The organism is Glutamicibacter sp. NPDC087831, assembly GCF_044742845.1.
Classification (GTDB): Bacteria; Actinomycetota; Actinomycetes; order Actinomycetales; family Micrococcaceae; genus Glutamicibacter.
In genome coordinates, this window is record NZ_JBIUVH010000005.1 from 305719 (window position 1) to 324842 (window position 19124).

At 54.4% G+C, this 19124-nt stretch carries 12 protein-coding genes and 1 pseudogene; 11 read left to right on the forward strand and 2 right to left on the reverse strand.

Annotated elements, in window-relative coordinates; translation table 11 throughout:
* The first annotated feature begins 99 nt into the window (after positions 1-99).
* The 4 genes from ACIOJF_RS16165 to ACIOJF_RS16180 all read left to right on the forward strand — a co-directional run bounded on the left by ACIOJF_RS16165 (position 100) and on the right by ACIOJF_RS16180 (position 6352).
* Positions 100-540, forward strand: a complete 441-nt coding sequence (locus tag ACIOJF_RS16165) for an adenylyltransferase/cytidyltransferase family protein (protein WP_332504758.1) — start codon at positions 100-102, stop codon at positions 538-540.
* Positions 541-559: 19 nt separating this feature from the next.
* Complete coding sequence (locus tag ACIOJF_RS16170; RefSeq protein ID WP_402741885.1) at positions 560-1312, forward strand: hypothetical protein; 753 nt, start codon at positions 560-562, stop codon at positions 1310-1312.
* Positions 1309-4836: a PKD domain-containing protein gene (locus tag ACIOJF_RS16175; RefSeq protein ID WP_402741886.1), complete on the forward strand. Its 3528-nt coding sequence runs from the start codon at positions 1309-1311 to the stop codon at positions 4834-4836. The genes ACIOJF_RS16170 and ACIOJF_RS16175 overlap by 4 nt, the downstream gene beginning before the upstream one ends.
* Before the next feature lie 70 nt (positions 4837-4906).
* Complete coding sequence (locus ACIOJF_RS16180) at positions 4907-6352, forward strand: glycerophosphodiester phosphodiesterase (RefSeq protein ID WP_402741887.1); 1446 nt, start codon at positions 4907-4909, stop codon at positions 6350-6352.
* A 25-nt stretch (positions 6353-6377) separates the two neighbouring features.
* On the opposite strand, the gene ACIOJF_RS16185 is transcribed toward ACIOJF_RS16180, so the two are convergent.
* The gene (locus ACIOJF_RS16185; protein ID WP_402741888.1) at positions 6378-7463 is read right to left on the reverse strand and encodes a glycosyltransferase family 4 protein; all 1086 of its coding nucleotides are present in this window, start codon (positions 7461-7463) and stop codon (positions 6378-6380) included.
* A gap of 433 nt (positions 7464-7896) precedes the next feature.
* On the opposite strand from ACIOJF_RS16185, the gene serA reads away from it, so the two are divergent.
* Positions 7897-9492, forward strand: a complete 1596-nt coding sequence (gene serA / locus ACIOJF_RS16190; protein ID WP_400290978.1) for a phosphoglycerate dehydrogenase — start codon at positions 7897-7899, stop codon at positions 9490-9492.
* Positions 9493-11073: 1581 nt separating this feature from the next.
* Here the strand turns inward: serA and ACIOJF_RS16195 are convergent.
* Positions 11074-12526 (reverse strand): annotated as a pseudogene (locus tag ACIOJF_RS16195) (integrase core domain-containing protein).
* A gap of 676 nt (positions 12527-13202) precedes the next feature.
* On the opposite strand from ACIOJF_RS16195, the gene ACIOJF_RS16200 reads away from it, so the two are divergent.
* The 6 genes from ACIOJF_RS16200 to ACIOJF_RS16225 form a co-directional block, all read left to right on the forward strand.
* The gene (locus ACIOJF_RS16200; RefSeq protein WP_402741889.1) at positions 13203-14213 is read left to right on the forward strand and encodes a polysaccharide pyruvyl transferase family protein; all 1011 of its coding nucleotides are present in this window, start codon (positions 13203-13205) and stop codon (positions 14211-14213) included.
* Between the two features lie 25 nt (positions 14214-14238).
* A complete protein-coding gene (locus ACIOJF_RS16205; RefSeq protein WP_402741890.1) occupies positions 14239-16041 on the forward strand; it encodes a hypothetical protein in 1803 nt (600 codons plus the stop codon).
* A 114-nt stretch (positions 16042-16155) separates the two neighbouring features.
* Positions 16156-17145 (forward strand): GSCFA domain-containing protein, encoded by a 990-nt coding sequence (locus tag ACIOJF_RS16210; RefSeq protein WP_402741891.1) that lies wholly within the window; start codon positions 16156-16158, stop codon positions 17143-17145.
* The gene (locus ACIOJF_RS16215; RefSeq protein WP_400290986.1) at positions 17142-17918 is read left to right on the forward strand and encodes a hypothetical protein; all 777 of its coding nucleotides are present in this window, start codon (positions 17142-17144) and stop codon (positions 17916-17918) included. Before ACIOJF_RS16210 ends, ACIOJF_RS16215 begins: the two co-directional genes overlap by 4 nt.
* Before the next feature lie 3 nt (positions 17919-17921).
* A complete protein-coding gene (locus ACIOJF_RS16220; RefSeq protein WP_388025699.1) occupies positions 17922-18917 on the forward strand; it encodes a polysaccharide pyruvyl transferase family protein in 996 nt (331 codons plus the stop codon).
* Between the two features lie 108 nt (positions 18918-19025).
* Positions 19026-19124 (forward strand): sugar phosphate nucleotidyltransferase (locus tag ACIOJF_RS16225; protein WP_388025851.1); only part of this gene is annotated, 99 nt, incomplete at its 3' end.

Genomic DNA, 19124 nt, shown 5'->3' on the forward strand with positions numbered 1-19124 from the left:
AGAATTCTGGGAAACAGTAAAGCGTCCAGGCCATGGGGATGGCCCGGATGCTATGGGGAATCGAATCAGCAACTGGTTCATGAGAAATTGGGGAAAATAATGATCACTGGGTACGCCGCAGGTGCTTTCGACCTGTTCCACGTCGGGCACCTGAATATTCTCAGGCAAGCCAAGTCCAGATGCGACTATCTGATTGCCGGTGTGGTCAGTGATGAAAGGCTGCTCCAAACCAAGGGGAAACGGCCGGTGATACCGGAAAGCGAACGACTGGATATCGTCTCCTCGATAGGCTTCGTGGATGAGGCGGTTCTCGATTTTCATCCGAACCGATTACTGACGTGGGAGGATGTCAGATTCGATGTGTTCTTCAAGGGAGATGACTGGAAGGGCACCCGCGAAGGAAAAGGACTAGAAGAGCTCTTTGCAACCGTCGGGGTGAGAGTCGAGTACTTCCCCTACACCGTGCATACTTCCAGCACCAAGCTCAGAGTGGCCTTAGGGCAATTAAGCTCGCCATCTATGCAGGTCCAGCGGGCCTGAGCGCAGAACCAGACAGATCATGCAACGCGCACAAGCAATAGAACCTCCGGCCTTCGGCCATGTCCCAGCCAAGATGCGCATCGTTCCGATGCTGCTCTTGCTGGGAATCGCCCTGGTGTCCTGCACGGTAGAACCCCAGGCTTCGCCGCAAGCGGCCATGCCTGGGGAACCAGCCGAAACTACATTGGCGACTATCGATCAGCAGCTGCACGAATCAGCCTTGGCGGCGCCCGCCACCAAGGCGGGCAAAGCCGCTGAAAAATCCGAGGATTCAGCTGCTCCTGCCGAGAAAGCAGAGAAGTCCACATGGAAAAAGGACAAGGACGCGCAGAAAGTGGCGCCGGACGCCCAAGCGGCTGGCAAGCCGCCTGCCACAGCCAAGGCGGTGGACCTTGCCGAAGAGGTCCAGGCGGGCCCGCATGCGCAGATGCGGATCAAGCGCATCGAGCAAACCCAGTCTGAAGCAGAAGGCATCGGGCAAATCGCCGGGGCCGCGACACTGGTTGAAATCGAGTTATCCAACGACGGAGTCACCGCGCTGGACTTGGGCAAGGCCCAAGTGCGCTTGTTCTACGGCGACGGCAGGGAACCGGCGGCCGTGCTCACCGACACACGCAGCACCGTACTTCCTCCACAACTGGCGGCAGGCAAACAGGCTACTGCCACCTATCTCTTCAGCGCCCAAACAGAATCCGAGTCTGACGTGACCCTAGAATTCGAAACCGGCGCAACTAAGAAAATCCAACAGCTCGCAGGTGAGGTATCGCCATGATCCGCAGATCCGCCCCGGCCATCGCCCGATGGGCCATGACCATGATTGCTGCAACCGCGCTGATCGCGGCCGCCGCATTAGCCACGCCGCCGCAGGCACTTGCAGATAGTGTGCCCGCGGATCCGTCAGACCCGCTCACCCCTGCGACCGTCACCGCCGATGCCCTCCCGACCGTCCAGATCGATGGCGTGGTCTGGAGCCAAGTGGTCATTGGCAACACGGTATATGCAGGAGGAAGCTTCGCTACCGCGCGTCCTGCAGGTGCTGCGGCCGGGACGCAAACCGCAACACGCAAGAACATCCTCGCCTACGACATTCGAACCGGAGAACTGCTCAACAGCTTCACTCCGGAATTCAATGCCCAGGTTCTCACTCTTGCTGCCTCGCCGGACGGCAGCCGGCTCTACGCTGGCGGCGACTTCACCACCTTGGACGGGCAAAGCGCTTCGCGCATTGCGGCACTGGACCCGGTGACCGGAGAACGCATCGAGGAATTCGACCCGCAGCCTTCAAATTCCGTGCGCAGCATTGTCGCCACGAATACCACGGTGTACCTGGGCGGTTCGTTCTTCCGCATTGGCGAAGCCTGGCGCGAGCAAGCGGCTGCGTTGCGTGCCAGCGACGCCGCCCTCCTGTCGTTCAGGCCCGTGGTCGCAGGAGGGCACGTCGAGTCCATGTCGCTGTCGCCCGATGGGACAAAGCTGGCCTTGGGCGGCAAATTCACGCAGGTGAACTCGACCAGCGACTTTGCCAACGGCCTGGCCGTCGTGAGCACCGAGACCAGCGGGAAGTACCCATATCCGGCAGCCTCGCATGTCCGCAATGGCGGGGAGACTGGTTCCATCACGTCCATTGCCACAGATCAGGACACTTTCTACGCCAGCGGCTACACGTTCGGTCGAGCGACCACCCTGGAAGGCGTGGTGGCCATCAAATGGGCAGACCTCGAAACACGCTGGGTAGAGGACTGCCACGGGGATACCTACTCCGTGCACGCCACCGGAGACCTGCTCTACCTTGCCGGCCATCCGCACTATTGCGGAAACATCGGCGGATTCGCCCAGGAACCCAACTGGCAGTACAACCGCGCCATGGCCTTCAGCAAGGAAACGGCGGGGACAATTGACCGTGAAATCCACGGATATACCAACTTCGAAGGACTGCCGCATCCGCGGCTGCAGACCTGGTTCCCGGCGTTGAGCACCGGCACCTATACCGGGCAGAGCCAAGGACCATGGAGTGTCACAGGCAATGACGAATACATTGTCTATGGTGGTGAATTCCAGCGGGTGAACTACAAGAACCAGCAGGGGCTGGTCCGCTTCGCTATCCGCAGCCTGGCGCCCAATGACAGGGGCCCGCTGCCAAGCGGCGAGGACTTCGTTCCGACCCTGAGCTCCACCACTGCAGGCGAAGTGCGCATCCGCTGGCAGGCAGCCTCGGACATGGACAACGGGACCCTGGTCTACAAGGTGATCCGGGACGGAGCGAATAACGCGCCCATCCACACGGTCCAAGGCGACTCGACCTTCTGGATGCGCCAAGGCATGTCCTTCGTGGACAAAGACGTGGAGCCGGGAAGCACGCACAGCTACCGGATCTTCGCCGTGGACCCGACGGGGAAGGAGGCACGCAGCACCACCGAGAGCATCACGGTGGCGCAGGACACCGTTGCCTCCACCGCATACGAAAAGGTCATCAAAGCTGACAAGCCCAAGGCCTACTGGCCATTCGGAGCAGCTGACAACTCCACTGCCCTTGACGCCGCCGGAAGCGAAGACCTGCAGCTCGCAGGAAATGCAGGAGTCGATTCCTCATCAGCTATTGCCGGGGGAAATGGCCGAAGCCTGTCCCTGGGCGGCAGCGGGGCGCAGGACATGGTTCGCTGGCAGCGTCCGCAGGAGTTCACGACCGAATTGTGGTTCAAGGCCTCGCCCCTGCAGCGTGGCCGGCTCATCGGCTATGGCAATGGACAGAATGCGGACTCGACCGACCATGACCGGTTGACCTATGTGAATTCCCTGGGACGGTTGTCCTTCGGCGTGACCGAACGCGGCGCTCGCCGGGTGATCACCTCGTCCGGGATCTACAACGACAACAGGTGGCATCATGTGGTCTCAAGCCTGGGAGAAGATGGCATGCGCCTGTACGTGGACGGGCAGCAAGTAGCCTCGCGTGCAAGCACCAAATCCGCATTGGAACTCGACGGCTTCTGGCGAGTGGGCAATGACCGTGTCAGCGGATGGAGCTCGGCGCCAACTGGCGGTTTCGCCGGACGGGTCGACGAAGTCGCGGTCTACGGCAAGCAGCTGAGCCCGGCCGCGGTGGCGAACCACTACCAGGCTGGAATCGGACGACCTGCCAATGCCAGTCCGACGGCTGAATTCACTCATGAGATCCAGGGCCAGCAGCTCACCGTGGATGCATCGGAGTCCGCGGATCCCGACGGCACCATCGCCAGCTATGGATGGGACTTCGGAGATGGAAACAGCGCCGAAGGCATCACCACCGGGCATAGCTACGCAGAACCCGGGACCTATCAGGTGAAGCTGACCGTCACCGATGATGCCAACGGGACGGATACGGCCACGAAGCAGGTCACCATCCTGCCGCCGCCAGAACCCAACCAGCCTCCGGAAGCGGCCTTCGAAATTACTGAAGTGGACGGGCTGAAGGTTACCGTTGATGCCTCGCAGAGTTCTGATCCCGATAATGATGAGCTCAGCTACCGCTGGTCCTTCGGCAACGGCAGCGACTGGGTGGAGGGCGCATCCATTGAATCGTTCAGCTACAGCGAACCAGATGAGTACACGATAACCCTGGAAGCCAGTGATCCGGACGGCTTGGTGGATAGCCACACCGAAACGGTGAAGGTCTCGCTACCGCCAAGGCCGGTGGCAGTTGACGCCTTTAGCCGCAATGTCACCGGCAATTGGGGCGCTGCCGATACCGGTGGCACGTGGACGCGGACCGGATCCGCGGCGACCGCCAACGTCGCTGGGGGAGTCGGCCAGCTTCTGGGCCTGAATCCCGGTTCAGGGCCAGCGATCTACCTGCCGGTGGTCGACAGCACCACCACGGAAGCCGCTGTCCAGGTGCAGCTGGATAAGCAGCCGACCGGCAATGGAACCTATGTGTCCTTCTCGTCGAGGTATCTGGGCAATGCGAACCAGTACTACCTCAAAAGCCAGTTCACTTCCTCGGGCGGCATCCAGATCCAGCTGATTCGTGCCGTGGGCGGTGCGGAGAGTGTTCTGGCCACACAGTACCAGTCCTCCTTCGGCTACCAGGCTGGCGAGGCGGTCCACTTGAAGCTGTCGGTGACAGGAACCAACCCGACGCAGCTGGCGGCAAAGATCTGGGCTGCCGCAGACAGCGAGCCAGCCGACTGGCAGCTCAACGCCAGCGACTCGACCAGTGCGCTGCAAGTTCCAGGAGGCATAGGCCTGCGCCTGTATCTCTCCGGCTCGACATCCAATGCACCGGTGACCGCGTCCTTCGACAACCTGTCCGTGATCGGTTAGCTAGGATCCGCACAATGCCAGACCCGCCAGAGCCCAGGTCTTGGCGGGCCTGGGCTGCCGAGGGGGCATCATGGAAACCGGAACTGCAGGGCCGCTCGCGGTCAGCCGCCGCACGTTCCTGGGCTTGGCTGCCGGCGCATTGCTGCTGGCCGGGTGCTCAGGGGAATTAGTGGCAAAGCGCGCCTCGCCCAAGGCGGTCAGCGCGGCAGACCTGCTCGGGCAAGATCTCTTCTACATTGCCCACCGCGGGTCGGGGGATAACTGGACCGAGCATACGCTGTACGCCTACCGGCAAGCCCTGGCCCATGGCGCCCAAGCCATCGAGATCTCGGTGCACCGGAGCAAGGACGGCCAATTCATTTGCCACCATGACGCCAGCCTGGAGCGCCTATGCGGAGTCCCGCGGCTGATCAGCGAAACCGCGTGGGACGAGCTCCAAGCACTGCGCAACAATGCTCGCCAATGGCTTGGACCGAATGCTGCGTTGGAGCCCTTGGCACGCCTGGAAACCGTTCTGGAAGCACTGGCGGACCAGGCGGTCCTCTTTATCGAGGACAAGAGCGGACAGCACGCCGCCGAGCTGATCGAGATGATTGCTGCTTCCCCGGTTCCTATCGAATCGACGGTGTGGAAGCAGCCGGCAACCGGCACCGGAGCCGAATTGGCATCGGCCGCCGGGATGAAGACCTGGGGCTACTTCGCCCCGGAGAATTTTGGCGGCATTGAACAGCTTGCTGGTGGCTTCGATGCACTAGGCATCCACGATTCGGCTGACCCGGGCACCATTGAACGAGCAGTGGCCACGGGGCTTCCTGTGATCTGCTGGGAAGTGCACCGCAGAAGCCAGAGAGACTGGCTGGCACGGCAGGGCGTGCGGGGGATGATGTGCTCGAACTTGCCCTACGTAACTTCTTCACCGCAAGCCGTGCCTACGGTTGCAGACGGCTTTACCAGCGGCCTGCGGGCCGTCGGTGATCTGCCCGATGCGATCACCTGGAAAGCGCAGCCGCAGATCTCTGCCGCAGAAGGCATTCTCACGCTTGGCGACTCCCGCAAGGCATCCTATGCCCTGGGATCAATGGCCTTGGCTGGGGCCGGCAATTGGCGTTTGAAGGCCCAGATCCGCTGGCCGCAGCGGGGAAGCGGGAACCAGATTGCCGGACTGGCCTTCGGATTGCCAACGGATGAGCCCTACCGGGCATTCGAGGAATCGCAGGCAGACGGATTCCACCTCCAGCTCGAAAGCCACGGCGAAGTATCGCTCTGGCGAGCAGGCGGGAAAACTCCGCACAAGCTGGGAAGGGCAATGTGGAATGCGCCTTCTGGAGGTGAATGGGCGCAGATCGAGCTGGTGATGGCGGATGGACGGATCCTGGCCGAATGCGGTGGCGAGGCATTGGCCGCGGAGCTGGGCGAATCTGTTGCGCCAGGCTACCTGAACCTGCTGAACCTGATTCCGGCCGGGTATGGGGTGGACTTCCGAAAGGTGTCGCTGGAGCTGGAAGCATCGGAGTAACCTGGGCACAGCATGGGACTGAAGACTATCCGGAGGCGAGAAGCGATTTCAAGGCGGAATCCATGCGCTGTCCGAAGAGCTCGGGGTCGTGGAATTCTCGCGCCTTCACCGCCGACTGCTGCGCCGAAACTCTGAACTGCTCCCACCCGCTGCGGATCGTCTCGATGGCCGCCGCCAGCTCTTGGGGATTTCCTGGTTCAACGAGCACCGCACTGGAATACGGTTCCACGGCTTCCTGCAAGCCGCCGATGCGCGAGGCAATGACCGGACGTTCGGCGAGTATGGCTTCCACCGCGGTGTTCCCGAAGGATTCTTCGAGCTGCGCGGGGACAACGGCGATGTCCGCTGATTCATAATGGGGCCAAACATCGGATTGGAATCCCAGGAACTCCACAAGTTCGGGTCGTGGCAGAGCCTTGACGCGATCTTTGAGCGCCTGCTCGAAGGCTTCGTAGCCTTCGAATACGGCCCCGACCAGGCTCAACGACACGTCCACGCCTTGCTGTTGCAGGATCGTGACGGCATCGAGCAGCACCAGCAACCCTTTTCGCTCAGAGAGCCGTCCAACGTAGAGCAATTGCAAGGGGCCGTTAAGTTTCTGCCGGGCCGGCGCTGGATTCGTGGGACCTGCGATGCCGTTGTAGATGACTTGGCTGTTCTTCTGCGCCCAAGGCACGTGCTGGAGGTACGCGGCATTGGTGAAGCGGCTGTTGGCGATGATCCTGTGAGCGAAGGTCCCGGGCAGGGACAAGCCCAAGCGCATCGGTTTGGGGGAATGGGATTCGGACTCGTGCACGTGCAGGGCAACCTTGTGCCCCGACAGACGGGCATAGGCGACCCATAAGGGAATGATGGTGGTGTTCACCAAGACAGCGGATGGTTTGGTGCTCTTGAGCAATGCATGCATTTGGCGCACGCCTTGGAAAGTGTCTTTGGCAAACCCCACGGCCCCGCGCGGGGTGAAGATTGACTTGCGCAGCACCGGCGTATTGCAGACCACTACCTTGGCGCCCTGCTCACGCAAGGCCGACGCCAGTAGACCCTCGGCAGGAAGTCCGACGGTGACCTTCCAACTTCCCCGCAACAAGCCTTTGACGTCCTCCAGTAGCATTCTGTCGGATCCATACATTTCGGAACCTGGATGCGCTACCACGATCGTTCGGTTCGATGCCTTTGCCCCCATGAAATGATCTTCCCATTCGAAACTGATATCCGATAGGAGCAGTCAGTCTCAGATCTTGTATCCAAGTAAAAGTAGGGGGACCGCGAAAAATCCGCCAGCAATGCGGCGAAGTTGGTGTGGATCCGGAAACACAGGGATGAGAGAGACGGCCTCCTGAGCGGAAACGTAATGTTTCGCACCGGCATTCGATACATCCTATCCAATAAGTGAAAGTTTTCACAAAGTCGGTTTTTCCCTGCGTAACATGCATGAATTCGAGGGAAAACGGGGGATGCATAGCGCTACTCTGGAAATGTAGGCAGTGGAAAACAGCTGCCTCCATGCAAGCATCAGCCCAAGAAATCGCAAAGGTGCCACACCCGTGTCTGACAACAAGCCAATCGTACTTCTGGCCGAACAACTCTCCCCAGCAACCGTTGCTGCTCTCGGCCCCGACTTTGAAATTCGTCAGACCGACGGAGCTGACCGCTCCCAGCTGCTCGAAGCCATTGCCGAGGTAGATGCAATCCTCGTTCGCTCCGCAACCCAGGTGGATGCCGAAGCTATCGCCGCAGCAAAGAACCTGAAGGTTATCGCCCGTGCCGGCGTGGGCCTGGATAACGTAGACATCAAGGCAGCCACCCAGGCTGGCGTCATGGTGGTCAACGCTCCAACCTCCAACATCATCTCCGCGGCTGAATTGACCGTGGGCCACATCGTGTCCCTGGCACGCCGCATTCCTGCTGCCAACGCATCGCTGAAGAACGGCGAATGGAAGCGCAGCGCCTACACCGGCGTTGAACTCTTCGAGAAGAAGGCCGGCATTATCGGCCTGGGCCGCATCGGTGCACTGGTTGCTGCCCGCCTGCAGGGCTTCGGCATGGAGATCGTTGCCTACGACCCATACGTCACTCCTGCCCGTGCAGCACAGCTGGGTGTCACCCTGCTGACCTTGGACGAGCTGTTGGCTGAGGCCGACTTCATCACCATCCACATGCCAAAGACTCCGGAAACCCTGGGCATGCTGGGCAAGGATGCCTTTACCAAGATGAAGAAGTCCGCATACGTGGTCAACGTGGCCCGTGGCGGTCTGGTGGATCAAGATGCGCTTTACGAAGCATTGAAGAATGAAGAGATTGCAGGCGCTGGCATTGACGTGTTCGTCAAGGAGCCAAGCACCGATCTTCCATTCTTCGAATTCGAGAACGTCACCGTCACCCCGCACCTTGGCGCTTCAACCGATGAAGCACAGGAAAAGGCTGGCGTCTCGGTAGCCAAGTCGGTTCGCCTGGCACTGGCCGGCGAATTGGTCCCGGATGCTGTGAACGTTGCTGGCGGCGTCATCGATGAGAACGTGCGCCCTGGTATCCCGCTGATTGAGAAGCTGGGCCGTATCTTCAACGCATTGACTTCCGGCTCCCTGACCAGCATTGACGTTGAAGTTGCCGGCGAGATCGCGTCACTGGATGTCAAGGCTCTGGAGCTCTCGGCACTCAAGGGCGTCTTCATGGACGTAGTTTCGGATCAGGTCTCCTACGTGAATGCACCGGTCTTGGCTGAACAGCGTGGAGTTGCCACCCGACTGATCACCACCCCCGATTCGCCTGAGTACCGCAACCAGCTGACCATCAAGGGGTCCACCAACGAGGGCACCCAGCTTGCTGTAGCGGGTACCTTGACCGGTCCTAAGCAGATCGAGAAGCTCGTAGGCATCAACGGCCACGAAATCGAAATTCCTATTTCGGATCACATGATCGTCGTTCGCTACGCGGATCGTCCAGGCGTCGTTGGCTCTTTGGGTAATGTGCTGGGGGAGCAGGGGGTCAACATTGCCGGTATGCAGGTATCGCGCGATGAAAAGAAGGCAGAGGCCTTGGCAGTCATCAACATTGATTCGGCACTGCCTCAAGGCGTTCTGGATGTCGTTGGCGCTGCCATCGGTGCGAGCGTGGCGCGAGAGATCAACTTGGCTGACTAAATGCGTGTAGCTCCTATCAGTTCAGTTGTGCACCGAACTAGTCCAATAAGATCGCACTAGCTGAACAATCGTCCCGCATGAGGCAGCAAGGGTATGGCATCGATATCGATCGGTGCCGTACCCTTCAGCCATTCTTGACGCCGCTTAGTGCTCTTCTACTGGTATAAACGCTTTGTTCTGTTCCTGGTGCTGGCTAGCATTTATAAATCGTTCGCCACGGAATGTGTCTGACTCTAACTGGCTATAGAATTTCAGAATAGCCGAGTTTTCGTAGCAATTGCTCTAGTGCGAGATGGACTTCACCGCATCCTGGTCCTTCAATAAGTATTTCCACGTCGGATGCTGATAGCGAACCTTAGATCGTTATGCACCAGCAACTTCATACTAAAGTACGGCTCGCCTTAGTCTCTGGACAGGCGTTGACTCGTGAAAGCTAATGGTCGGCGAGGGGCCAGCGTGAACTGATGATCTTGTGCTCGGACAGATTCACGATAAGGGAGAGAATGAGCATGCTCTGATCAACCCGGGCCTCTATCACGTTGCTGAGATGAACTGTATCCGGTGCTGCCACGTCGAATCGCCGGCCTGACGGGTTCCAATGATCCGCCCATGTTCACATCGGCACAGGTTCCAGTGTCGTTTCGAATTCTCTTCTAATCGAGTACCGAGTGCACGAATGAGGCCGAGAGCTATTTTTTCCGCCTCCCAGCCTGGACGTCTAACAGAACCGGCCGGAATCCATGGAGTTGCTTGCTGCACGCAAATGAGGCGATGATAGTAACTTTCAGCTCTGCGCCAGGATCGGGCCGGTCCAGACATTCGAACCGGTCAGAGAATGTCGATCATGCAAGATTGGCCAGTAGCAGCAGGCCGCTGAAGTAGTGCACTGGCTTGAGGGAGGCGATTTCTTGGGATTCAGGCGATGCTCTTGAGCACCACAGTTAGCAAATATTCAGGAAAACAACCTCAGTCGGGCACCCGTGCTGCACTACATGATTGATAACGACTCCCGACATGCACAGTGTCGAACAGACGAAGTCTGTCAATGGGCCCACGACCCTCCTGTCAACACTAATTGAATACTGACCCTTGAACGACTTTTGAAAATTGCTCGTTGGTGTATCGGGGCAAAATCCTCGAATATAAGATCAAACACCGAGAAACAGTATGTCGGCCCCCGAACTATTTGACTCGGTTCTCGAATCAAGAAAAACACGTCTGCCATGACTTCGCTCATGAAGCTAATCGAAAGAAATGAATTCGTGAACCTAAGGGATTTGGTTCGGTCGTCGTAGTCAGTTGGGTGGCTGCATGCTCGCATTCTGGAAATCTGCGTTCGGAGGCCGTCTATGTGTCGCTGGCTGGTGTAAACCCCAGCCCAACGGCTTTATAGGCCATAGGGTGTCATTCGACGAAAAGCAGTTGATTAGCAGATGTATTTGGTAGCACCTGTGCGCGTACCCGATGTGTCATCTCGTTACTTCGTAGACCCAGGGTCTTACTGCTTCGTGGACAATCGATTTGGCGACTTTGTACACAGCTACTGGCGGCGTGGATTTGGACGCCGTCAGTAGCTACGAACTAAAGGTAATCAAATGCCTCAGGCTTGTCGGCTTTCCTCGCTTCGTACTGCGGTCGATAGTCGGCGGATTTCCGCCTCTATTGCTTGGTCGGAATCGCAAAGTGAATTCCTCTGATCGAAAACGAAGCCACAAAACGCCCATGAACACGCAAAGCAACTGGAGATAACGGGAAACTTAGGACCACCTTCGCGGTATGGGGATTCAACGAAATAATTTCGTCGTCTGTGATGGTTATCAGTACCTGGGTCTGGCATAGGTCTGCAGTAGTGAAAGCCGCTTGCCACGATAGTGGGCTTGGCTATTATCCTTACTGACCCGAATCAGTAGTGGATGGATTTCCAGTTCCATCTCCGATTGCTGCTCGTCCCTGATCTTCGTCAGGCTGTCACCAGTTTTCGAAACGACTAGGTCAGCGCGGTCCACCGAGGAGCAGCCGATTCGATGCTTCATCAAGTACTCGGCCGCTTCGCTTTCAAAACACCATCGTTACTGGTTCGGTGGCCGGCGTGTGCTCCCTCAACTCCCAAACCATTTGTGCTGGATGGTTTGATTGAACGACTGGTGCGGGCTGCTCATGTTGTAGTGCTCACGGTAACGTTGAAGCAGTTTCTGCACGTCCGTGAGATTCCGTGGTCTGTTGGCTATAAGGAATTGCTGCAGGGTCCGGTGCGAACGCTCGTTCTTACCCTGGGTAGTTGGTCGGCAGGGTAGCCCGGTGATCGGTAGGCCTATCTGTAGAGCCAAATAAGCTTCCACGGTGCCAACGGTGCCAACGGTGCCGCCACGCAGCTGATTTAGTGTCTTGGAAATATCACTGAGGACTTCCTTGGGCGGCTCGGACTCCATAATTGGCACTGGAGAGTACTTGCTGCGCGTCGCCACTGTTCTATTGGCGCGAGTACGCACTGGTTGCCACGTCGAATTGCGTCGCGTCGTCGATGAGGTGGTTGATCGTTACTACCTGGTCGTAACCGGTTCTGTATTCGAACGCATCTAGTTGCCACAGCGGCTATGGCAGTTGAACGTACGCAGGGAACGCAGGAGGATCTGTGGCGTTTGCGTGGACTGCGTTCAACTTGCCCGACACTGTCCAGCAACCGTGCAATCGCCGCAACGGCAGGGATTCGGCCGCCGGGAACTTCAAGGATGGTCGCTGCGAAATGGATGGTTATCGGTTGATAGTCCCAACCATCTTCTTTATGCTCTTTGCGGATCCGGACCAGATCGTTGATCACTTAGGGAACGTAGGGTCTGGAAGGTTGCTTCGGGGCTCGCGAACGCGGTTGGAGTTCGCCAGCTGATTCTTGGGAGGCCCGTTCAAGTAGGCGGTAGTTGATGCTTCGCGAAATATTCGGTGACTTGCAGAATTCGCTGACGATCAAGGTTTCAGGCTGTGTCGGATCATAGCTGGTGATCATGGCTCCGGGTCGTGGAGAGAGCGCAGTACGCAAGCGATTGAGCGTGCTTGAAAGTCACGACTCGAACCTCCACCAAGGTATGCGACAGGGTGTCCACGATCTTATGAGACCGTTTGTCCACAAAGTCATGAGATCGATTGTCCATGAACCAGCGAGATACTGTATCGACGAAGTTACGAGACTGCACAACGCACAGATGCTTCCAATTACCTCTGCTGAACAGCAGTGGAAACCTGTAACTGAACAGGGCGCCGCATGCCGCTGCGCTGATCCTGATTGCGTATGTCGACGGGTCCTGTCCTACATTGAGACATACGTGGCGGTAAAGAAGAGGAAAAGGGAAGCCGCAGGAGGATAAAACAGACCCTAGAACGTCGGCTCTACAGAGTTCTGGAATCTGCGGAAGCGTATTCGTTGAGGACTTGCCTGATAACAAGATTCACTTCAAAGGTCTTCATCACTTTTCCAATCCAAATCACTGGAATCCGTTCTATGTTTAATGGGCGCGTTTTGGGTCGTTGCAGAATAAAGCCCCTTCAGTCAGTTGATAGAATAGGGTCGTGAAGTGGTTCACACGGTGAGTAACTGAATTTTTGGTTCTGCTGTTATTGTATTGAAACTGAATGAAATTAGAATATTTTTCATCACTAATCGAAGGTCACGGAGAGCCCTGGAGGTCATCTAGTGTCGGATACTTGGGAGTTGTGCTTTGCGTATTGGTTTAGTCGGATTCTTCGGATGGGGAAATTTTGGCGATGAATTGTTCTTCAATATTTGGCGCGAAACATTGTCTCAGTACGAGCTAGTACGTATGAATGACTTAATCGAGAAGCCCTATTTTACGAAGTCGGCTGTTGCTAAAGCATCATCAGTCGATGCCGTCATAATTGGTGGAGGTGATTTGATCAGAATCGAAGCAATTTCACCCCTTTATTGGAATGGTGCATGGACTGCCAAACCGATTGTGGTGTCTGGTATTGGGGTCGCTGAAGAGTCAAAAACAAATCGCCCAGATGTTATACCACGCCTTCAAAAGTTCTTTAGTTCAAATAACATTCTGTCATTGAGCGCGCGAGATGAACGAAGTGCCGAGTGGATAAGTCAAAATATCAGGCCTAAAGTTCCAGTCCGAATAGTTCCCGATTTAGTTTTTGCGGACACTACTCCCTCCAACGGAATCGACGGAAGAGTTAATGCCGTGCCAAGGGTCGCATTCGTCCTTAATAAAAAACAAATTACGGAATCTGATTTAGAGATCTGGGGTAGTCTTCTTGCTGCGCATTCCGAGGGGAGAATTGTTGCATCAATATTGGTGCTAGCAACTGGCGATCAGCGTGAACGAGAGATTGATAATCTTAAACGACATGGTTTAGGGGAATACGCTGAGTCGTTTGACGACACCGCTCAAATGCTTGATCACCTACGCAAAATGGATCTGGTGATGAGCGCGAAGTTCCATGCGCTTGTGGTCGCTTCCAAATATGGGATTCCATACGTTTCGCTGCGAGATACGTCGAAGTCACTTGGGTTGATGCGATATTCTCCTTCAGGAGCAATTCCTCCCGAATTAATCGATCTGTTAGAACCACTAGTTGACAGGACCAGCCTGTCAAGTTCTGTGCAAAGCCTTACAAGAAAGCATGTTCGAGATTTAGCGAATGCCGAAATTTCGCATGTAACTGGGCTGATGAATGCAATCCGTCAGTTAAATTTCCCATAAATCGGCTTCTATGAAGGAAGTGCTCATGTCTAATTATCTTATAGCTGTTGGCGTCAAATCCAAGATTGACAAGATTCGTTCGTCATTAATGTCCAACGAATCTATTAATAGAAAATATAGTTCGGAAGTGGCTGAACAAGATCTCAGTAACGGTTACAAAATTCTTATTGTAAGCCGTGGAGCTGAGAGTGAAACTGATTTCAAGAATAAGGTGTTTTTCCGTGGGTATGCCATATTTAATGAAACAGAGAGGAAGGTTATTTTCAGTGGTAATTCAAGTAGTTCATCAGTTGTTGACAAAAGATCGTTGAGCTTCAAATCGGTCGAAGGGTGCTACGTAAGTTGCGCCTGGAACCAAGAATCAAACAAAGTTGAGATCTCGAACGACCTCTTTAGTCTCTGCCCTTTGTTTAGGACAGTTGCTAGTGACGTCGCACTATTTTCGGATTCGATTTACGTCTTGCGAGAAAGCAGACGAATCCTGTCAATGCCGATTACTGTTGATGTGACCTCCGTGACTGCTCGTACCTGGGCAAATGCCATGGCGGGACAAATGCTTAGTAGCAATACCATGATTGACCAGATTAAAATGGTACCGGTGGGCTCCACCATGCGAGTGGAGCTTGGTAAAAGATTGGTTGCTCATTTACAAAGTGGCAACCTACCCGAGATTTTTGGGGCCGACGCTGGTCCATCTTATGAACAGAGTCTTCGTGAATATACCGTTGAATACGTAAGTTTGTTGTCCAGTTTGGCATCGTTGGGTCCGGCGCGTGTAAATATGGCCGTGAGCGGCGGGCTAGATTCGCGTGTAAATATTGCATCGGTGACCTTATCTCAGGAACTAAAGAGTCAGGCAAAAATCACGTGTCAGAATTCGGCCCCGCAGCATCAGAAAGACTTCGAAGTTGTCGCGGAACTAGCAGAAATCCACAAATTACCTCTCAACAGGCAAATTCCTGACGCAGCTACTCGAAAGATCGAACGCGTCGAGAATCCGCTAGGTCTTTGGTACTTATCTAGCTCGGGACTTTACGATTTTATGGTCCTTCCTGACCGTATCGTAACCGAGCATCCGACGTTCAATATTGGAGGTCATGGTGCTGAATTGGCAAAGGGGCAATACGGATGGCGTTCGATGTCTCAAATTCATCGGACAATCAAGAACAAGAACGTTGCTGATGCGTTTTATGCCGAAACGGAAGTAGCAATGTTGGAGATGGGCATCGACTTCGATGACCCTATAGCATCTGAATGGCATTATCTGGGCCACCGTAATGCCCTACATAGCGGACGGTTTGTCACGACGTCTATGATCGGGGTCAGACCTTTTATGAATAGGAAACTCGTAGGCCTAGCTCGTTCGGAAAGTTGGAAAGGGACAGTACGATCCGGCAAGTCGCTCGGCGTAATTCATGACATTATTTCACTAATCAGTCCACAAATGGCTTCGCATCGTTATGACGATGACCGCAAGAACATTTCTTCTCCGGAAGTAGATGCCAGGCTATCGACACTTGGTGGGCGGATTCATCCAGATGAAATCTACAAATTTGAGATTGAAGGTAGTGCTGATGAAGTAGTCAACGGTTACTCCTTCGTCCTCGCTGAATTAGCAAGGAAACGAGGACATATGCTGCACAAGGACCGAGAAACATTATCCGAGCTAACTCGAACTGGATTTGAGATTGCTCAGACACATGGCTTGGGAGATGTTTGTCAGCCAATTTTGGAAGAAGCGAACTCCAAACTGGCGGATCTGTCGTTACCCCTTCAATTTGCAAGGAGCTCCATAGGGAAGCTTCTGAGCTATCATTTGCTAGACTGATCGAGTCTGAACTATATACGGCAGAGAGCTTCTGATATGACAAGTACGCAGAATTTTCCGGTTCCTGAGTCGCCTTATAGAGGCAACCCGAGACGGACGTACTGGAAGACCGGTATGCGCACTTCTTCAGTGGCGACGATTCCCGATTTGTACAAAAAACGCTTCGAAATCAAAGCAACTGACCGCATTGCAACCGCAGGAAGCTGCTTCGCTCAGCACATCGCCAAGTACATGCGGTCAAATGGATATAATGTCGTTGACGTTGAGCCGGCCCCGGAGAATCTAACTAAATCTGGGGCTATGGAACATGGCTACGGAATTTATTCAGCCCGTTATGGAAATATCTATTACGCTCGTCAACTGTCACAAATTGCGCGAGAGGCCATGGGTGACCGAGTACCCGCGGAAGTCGTCTGGGAGCGTGATGGGAAGTTTTATGATGCACTTCGTCCTACGATTTTCCCCGGAGGGCACGATAGCCCCGAATTGGTACTAAGACATCGTAAAGTCCACCTCAGACGTGTTCTTGAATTGTTGAAGCAAGCTAACGTTTTTGTCTTCACGATGGGGCTGACTGAAGGATGGGTGTCAAAGGTGGATGGCACTGTCTATCCAACTGCTCCCGGAACAGTCGCTGGTTCCTATGATTCTGAAAAGTACGAATTTAAGAATTTTGATTACACAGAGGTTGTGCGAGATTTTCTGGAGTTCCGTATTTTGGCTCGTCGAGTTAATCCTCGAATCAAGTTTATCCTTACTGTCTCTCCAGTTCCTCTAGCCGCCACTGCAACCAGTGACCATGTGCTCACGGCGACGACGTACTCTAAGGCGGTACTTAGAGCTGCCGCTGGTGAGATAATTAGACGGTGCCAGGACGTCGATTATTTCCCGTCCTACGAGGTTATCTCGTCAAGCTACGTCGAAAATTCCCCTTTTGATGAGACTGGACGCAATGTCAAGCCTGAAGCGGTGGAAAAGGTTATGAATTACTTCTTCTCTGAACATATACCAGTCAAAAATTCTTCGTTGACGGCAAAACAAGAACGTATCGCAGACGAACAGGTATTTTGTGACGATTCGCTTTTGGAGATATTTGCGAAATGAAAATTTGTTTTATCGGTAATTCACATCTTGCCCCTCTTGCAGTTACTTCGCACGGGGTTAAGCCTGAGTCTTCAACTGAGGAACGTAAGTTCTATATTTCGAGAACCTATGGAAACCAGCCCTTAAAGATAGTCGGAACGAAAGATGTGGCTACGCTGGACATGGTCAAAATTGAGGCCACCAGTACTTCCGAATCTACCGTTTTTGCGGAGGATTGGGACCATTTTGTTGTTCTTGGATTCGGATTCTCTGTTGTGTCGATGATCGAGAGTTGGAAAGAATACCAACCTGACGATTTACCGTTTGATCTGGGCGGGCAATTACTAACTCCAGAGGTGTCCATTTCGTATACGAATCATCGTATTGCGCAATCGCAAGCCTCTCGCTTAATTTCAATCCTTAGACGTGTAACCGACAAGCCCGTGACGTTGGTGCCTGCACCATTGCCTGCCGAATGGGCCGGAACTGAATCTGGTGAGCGACTAGAAGCGTTTCACGCGTTCAACGATAACCAGGCTGAACGATATTTGTTAGAGAATTATGAATCTCAAAAAAATCGATTTATATCCAATGGGATCCGGGTAATTGAACAGCCCGAAGAAAGTAAGCGCGGATTTATGTGGACCAAAACCTCATTATGCTTAGGCCAGCCAGACGCACCTGATGAGCGGGGATTCTTCAAACGTCGCGACTTTTATCATATGAATAAGACTTTTGGAAAAATGATGCTTTCACGCATTATTAGTGAACTATACGAGCAGCAAGGAAAATAGACCGTGGCTAAAATTGGCTTAGTAGGATTCTTCGGATGGGGCAATTATGGAGATGAGCTCTTCCACCGCATTTGGGAAAATTCGATCGGTTCAGTGCATGAGACAAGGCTTCTGCACGACAAGTTGGAGTACCCGTATTTCTCACGCTCTGCAGTCGAAATAGCTAAAGAAGTCGATGCAATCGTTATCGGTGGCGGTGACTTGGTCATCCCGAACAAGATCTCTCCACTTTACTGGAACAAAGCATGGCTAAACCGGCCTATATACATTTCCGGTGTAGGAGTTCCAACTTGGATTAAGCACGAAGCTGAAGACGTCATGAGCCGTCTGCGTACTTTCTTCCAGCACAAGAACGTGAAGTACATTTCGGCGCGAGATGTCGAGAGTGCGGAGTGGATTCGGAAGAAACTTACTCCTAATGTTGAGGTCCGCCATCATGCTGATCTGGCATTTAGTGGTGTTTATCCTCCTGCTAAGAAGTTCGAGAAACCAACAATTGGCATTTCTCTTCGTACTCACCGCGCGGGCTCCGATCCGACAGTCTTGCTAAACGCGTGTAGGGAACTCCAAAAAGAGGGCTTTGACATCATGAACATCGTGATGGGCACGGGGCGCACCCGAGCGGCCGATCTGCAAGTCGCAAAGGATTTCCCTCTAGAGAATCAGATTATCTTCGATAGCGAGAATATCGATGAGATCAGCTCCGCAATCGGTGGACTGCATACACTCATCTCAAATAAATTCCATGGAACAGTTGTTGCCACTACTTACGGGGTTTCTTCCGTAGTACTCTCTTCGACTTCAAAGTCACGTAATCTCTATCGTCGATTGGGACGTACCCCTCTACTGTCCAGTGCGACCGATGAGAACCTTTTGCAAAAGGTCCGCTTGGCCGATATGCCCATCTCTGAAGATGCTCTGAAGACTTTACGTCTTGAAGCATACGAAGGAGTCCATGCTGTTGTTCGTGCCATTAACAAAGACTTCCCTTCCAAGTAGAGAAGAGTCAGAGCTAATGGCAGTGTATTATTCGCAATCCGTTATATTGCGCGGAAGGCTTTTGTCCCGGCACAGAAATTTTGGAGTGCGTACTTGAATTCAGATCTGATGTCCCGATTCCACGGCGTGATCCCCGCCGGCGGCGTCGGCACCCGATTGTGGCCCCTCTCCAGGGCTTCCGCTCCGAAGTTTTTGCACGATCTGACC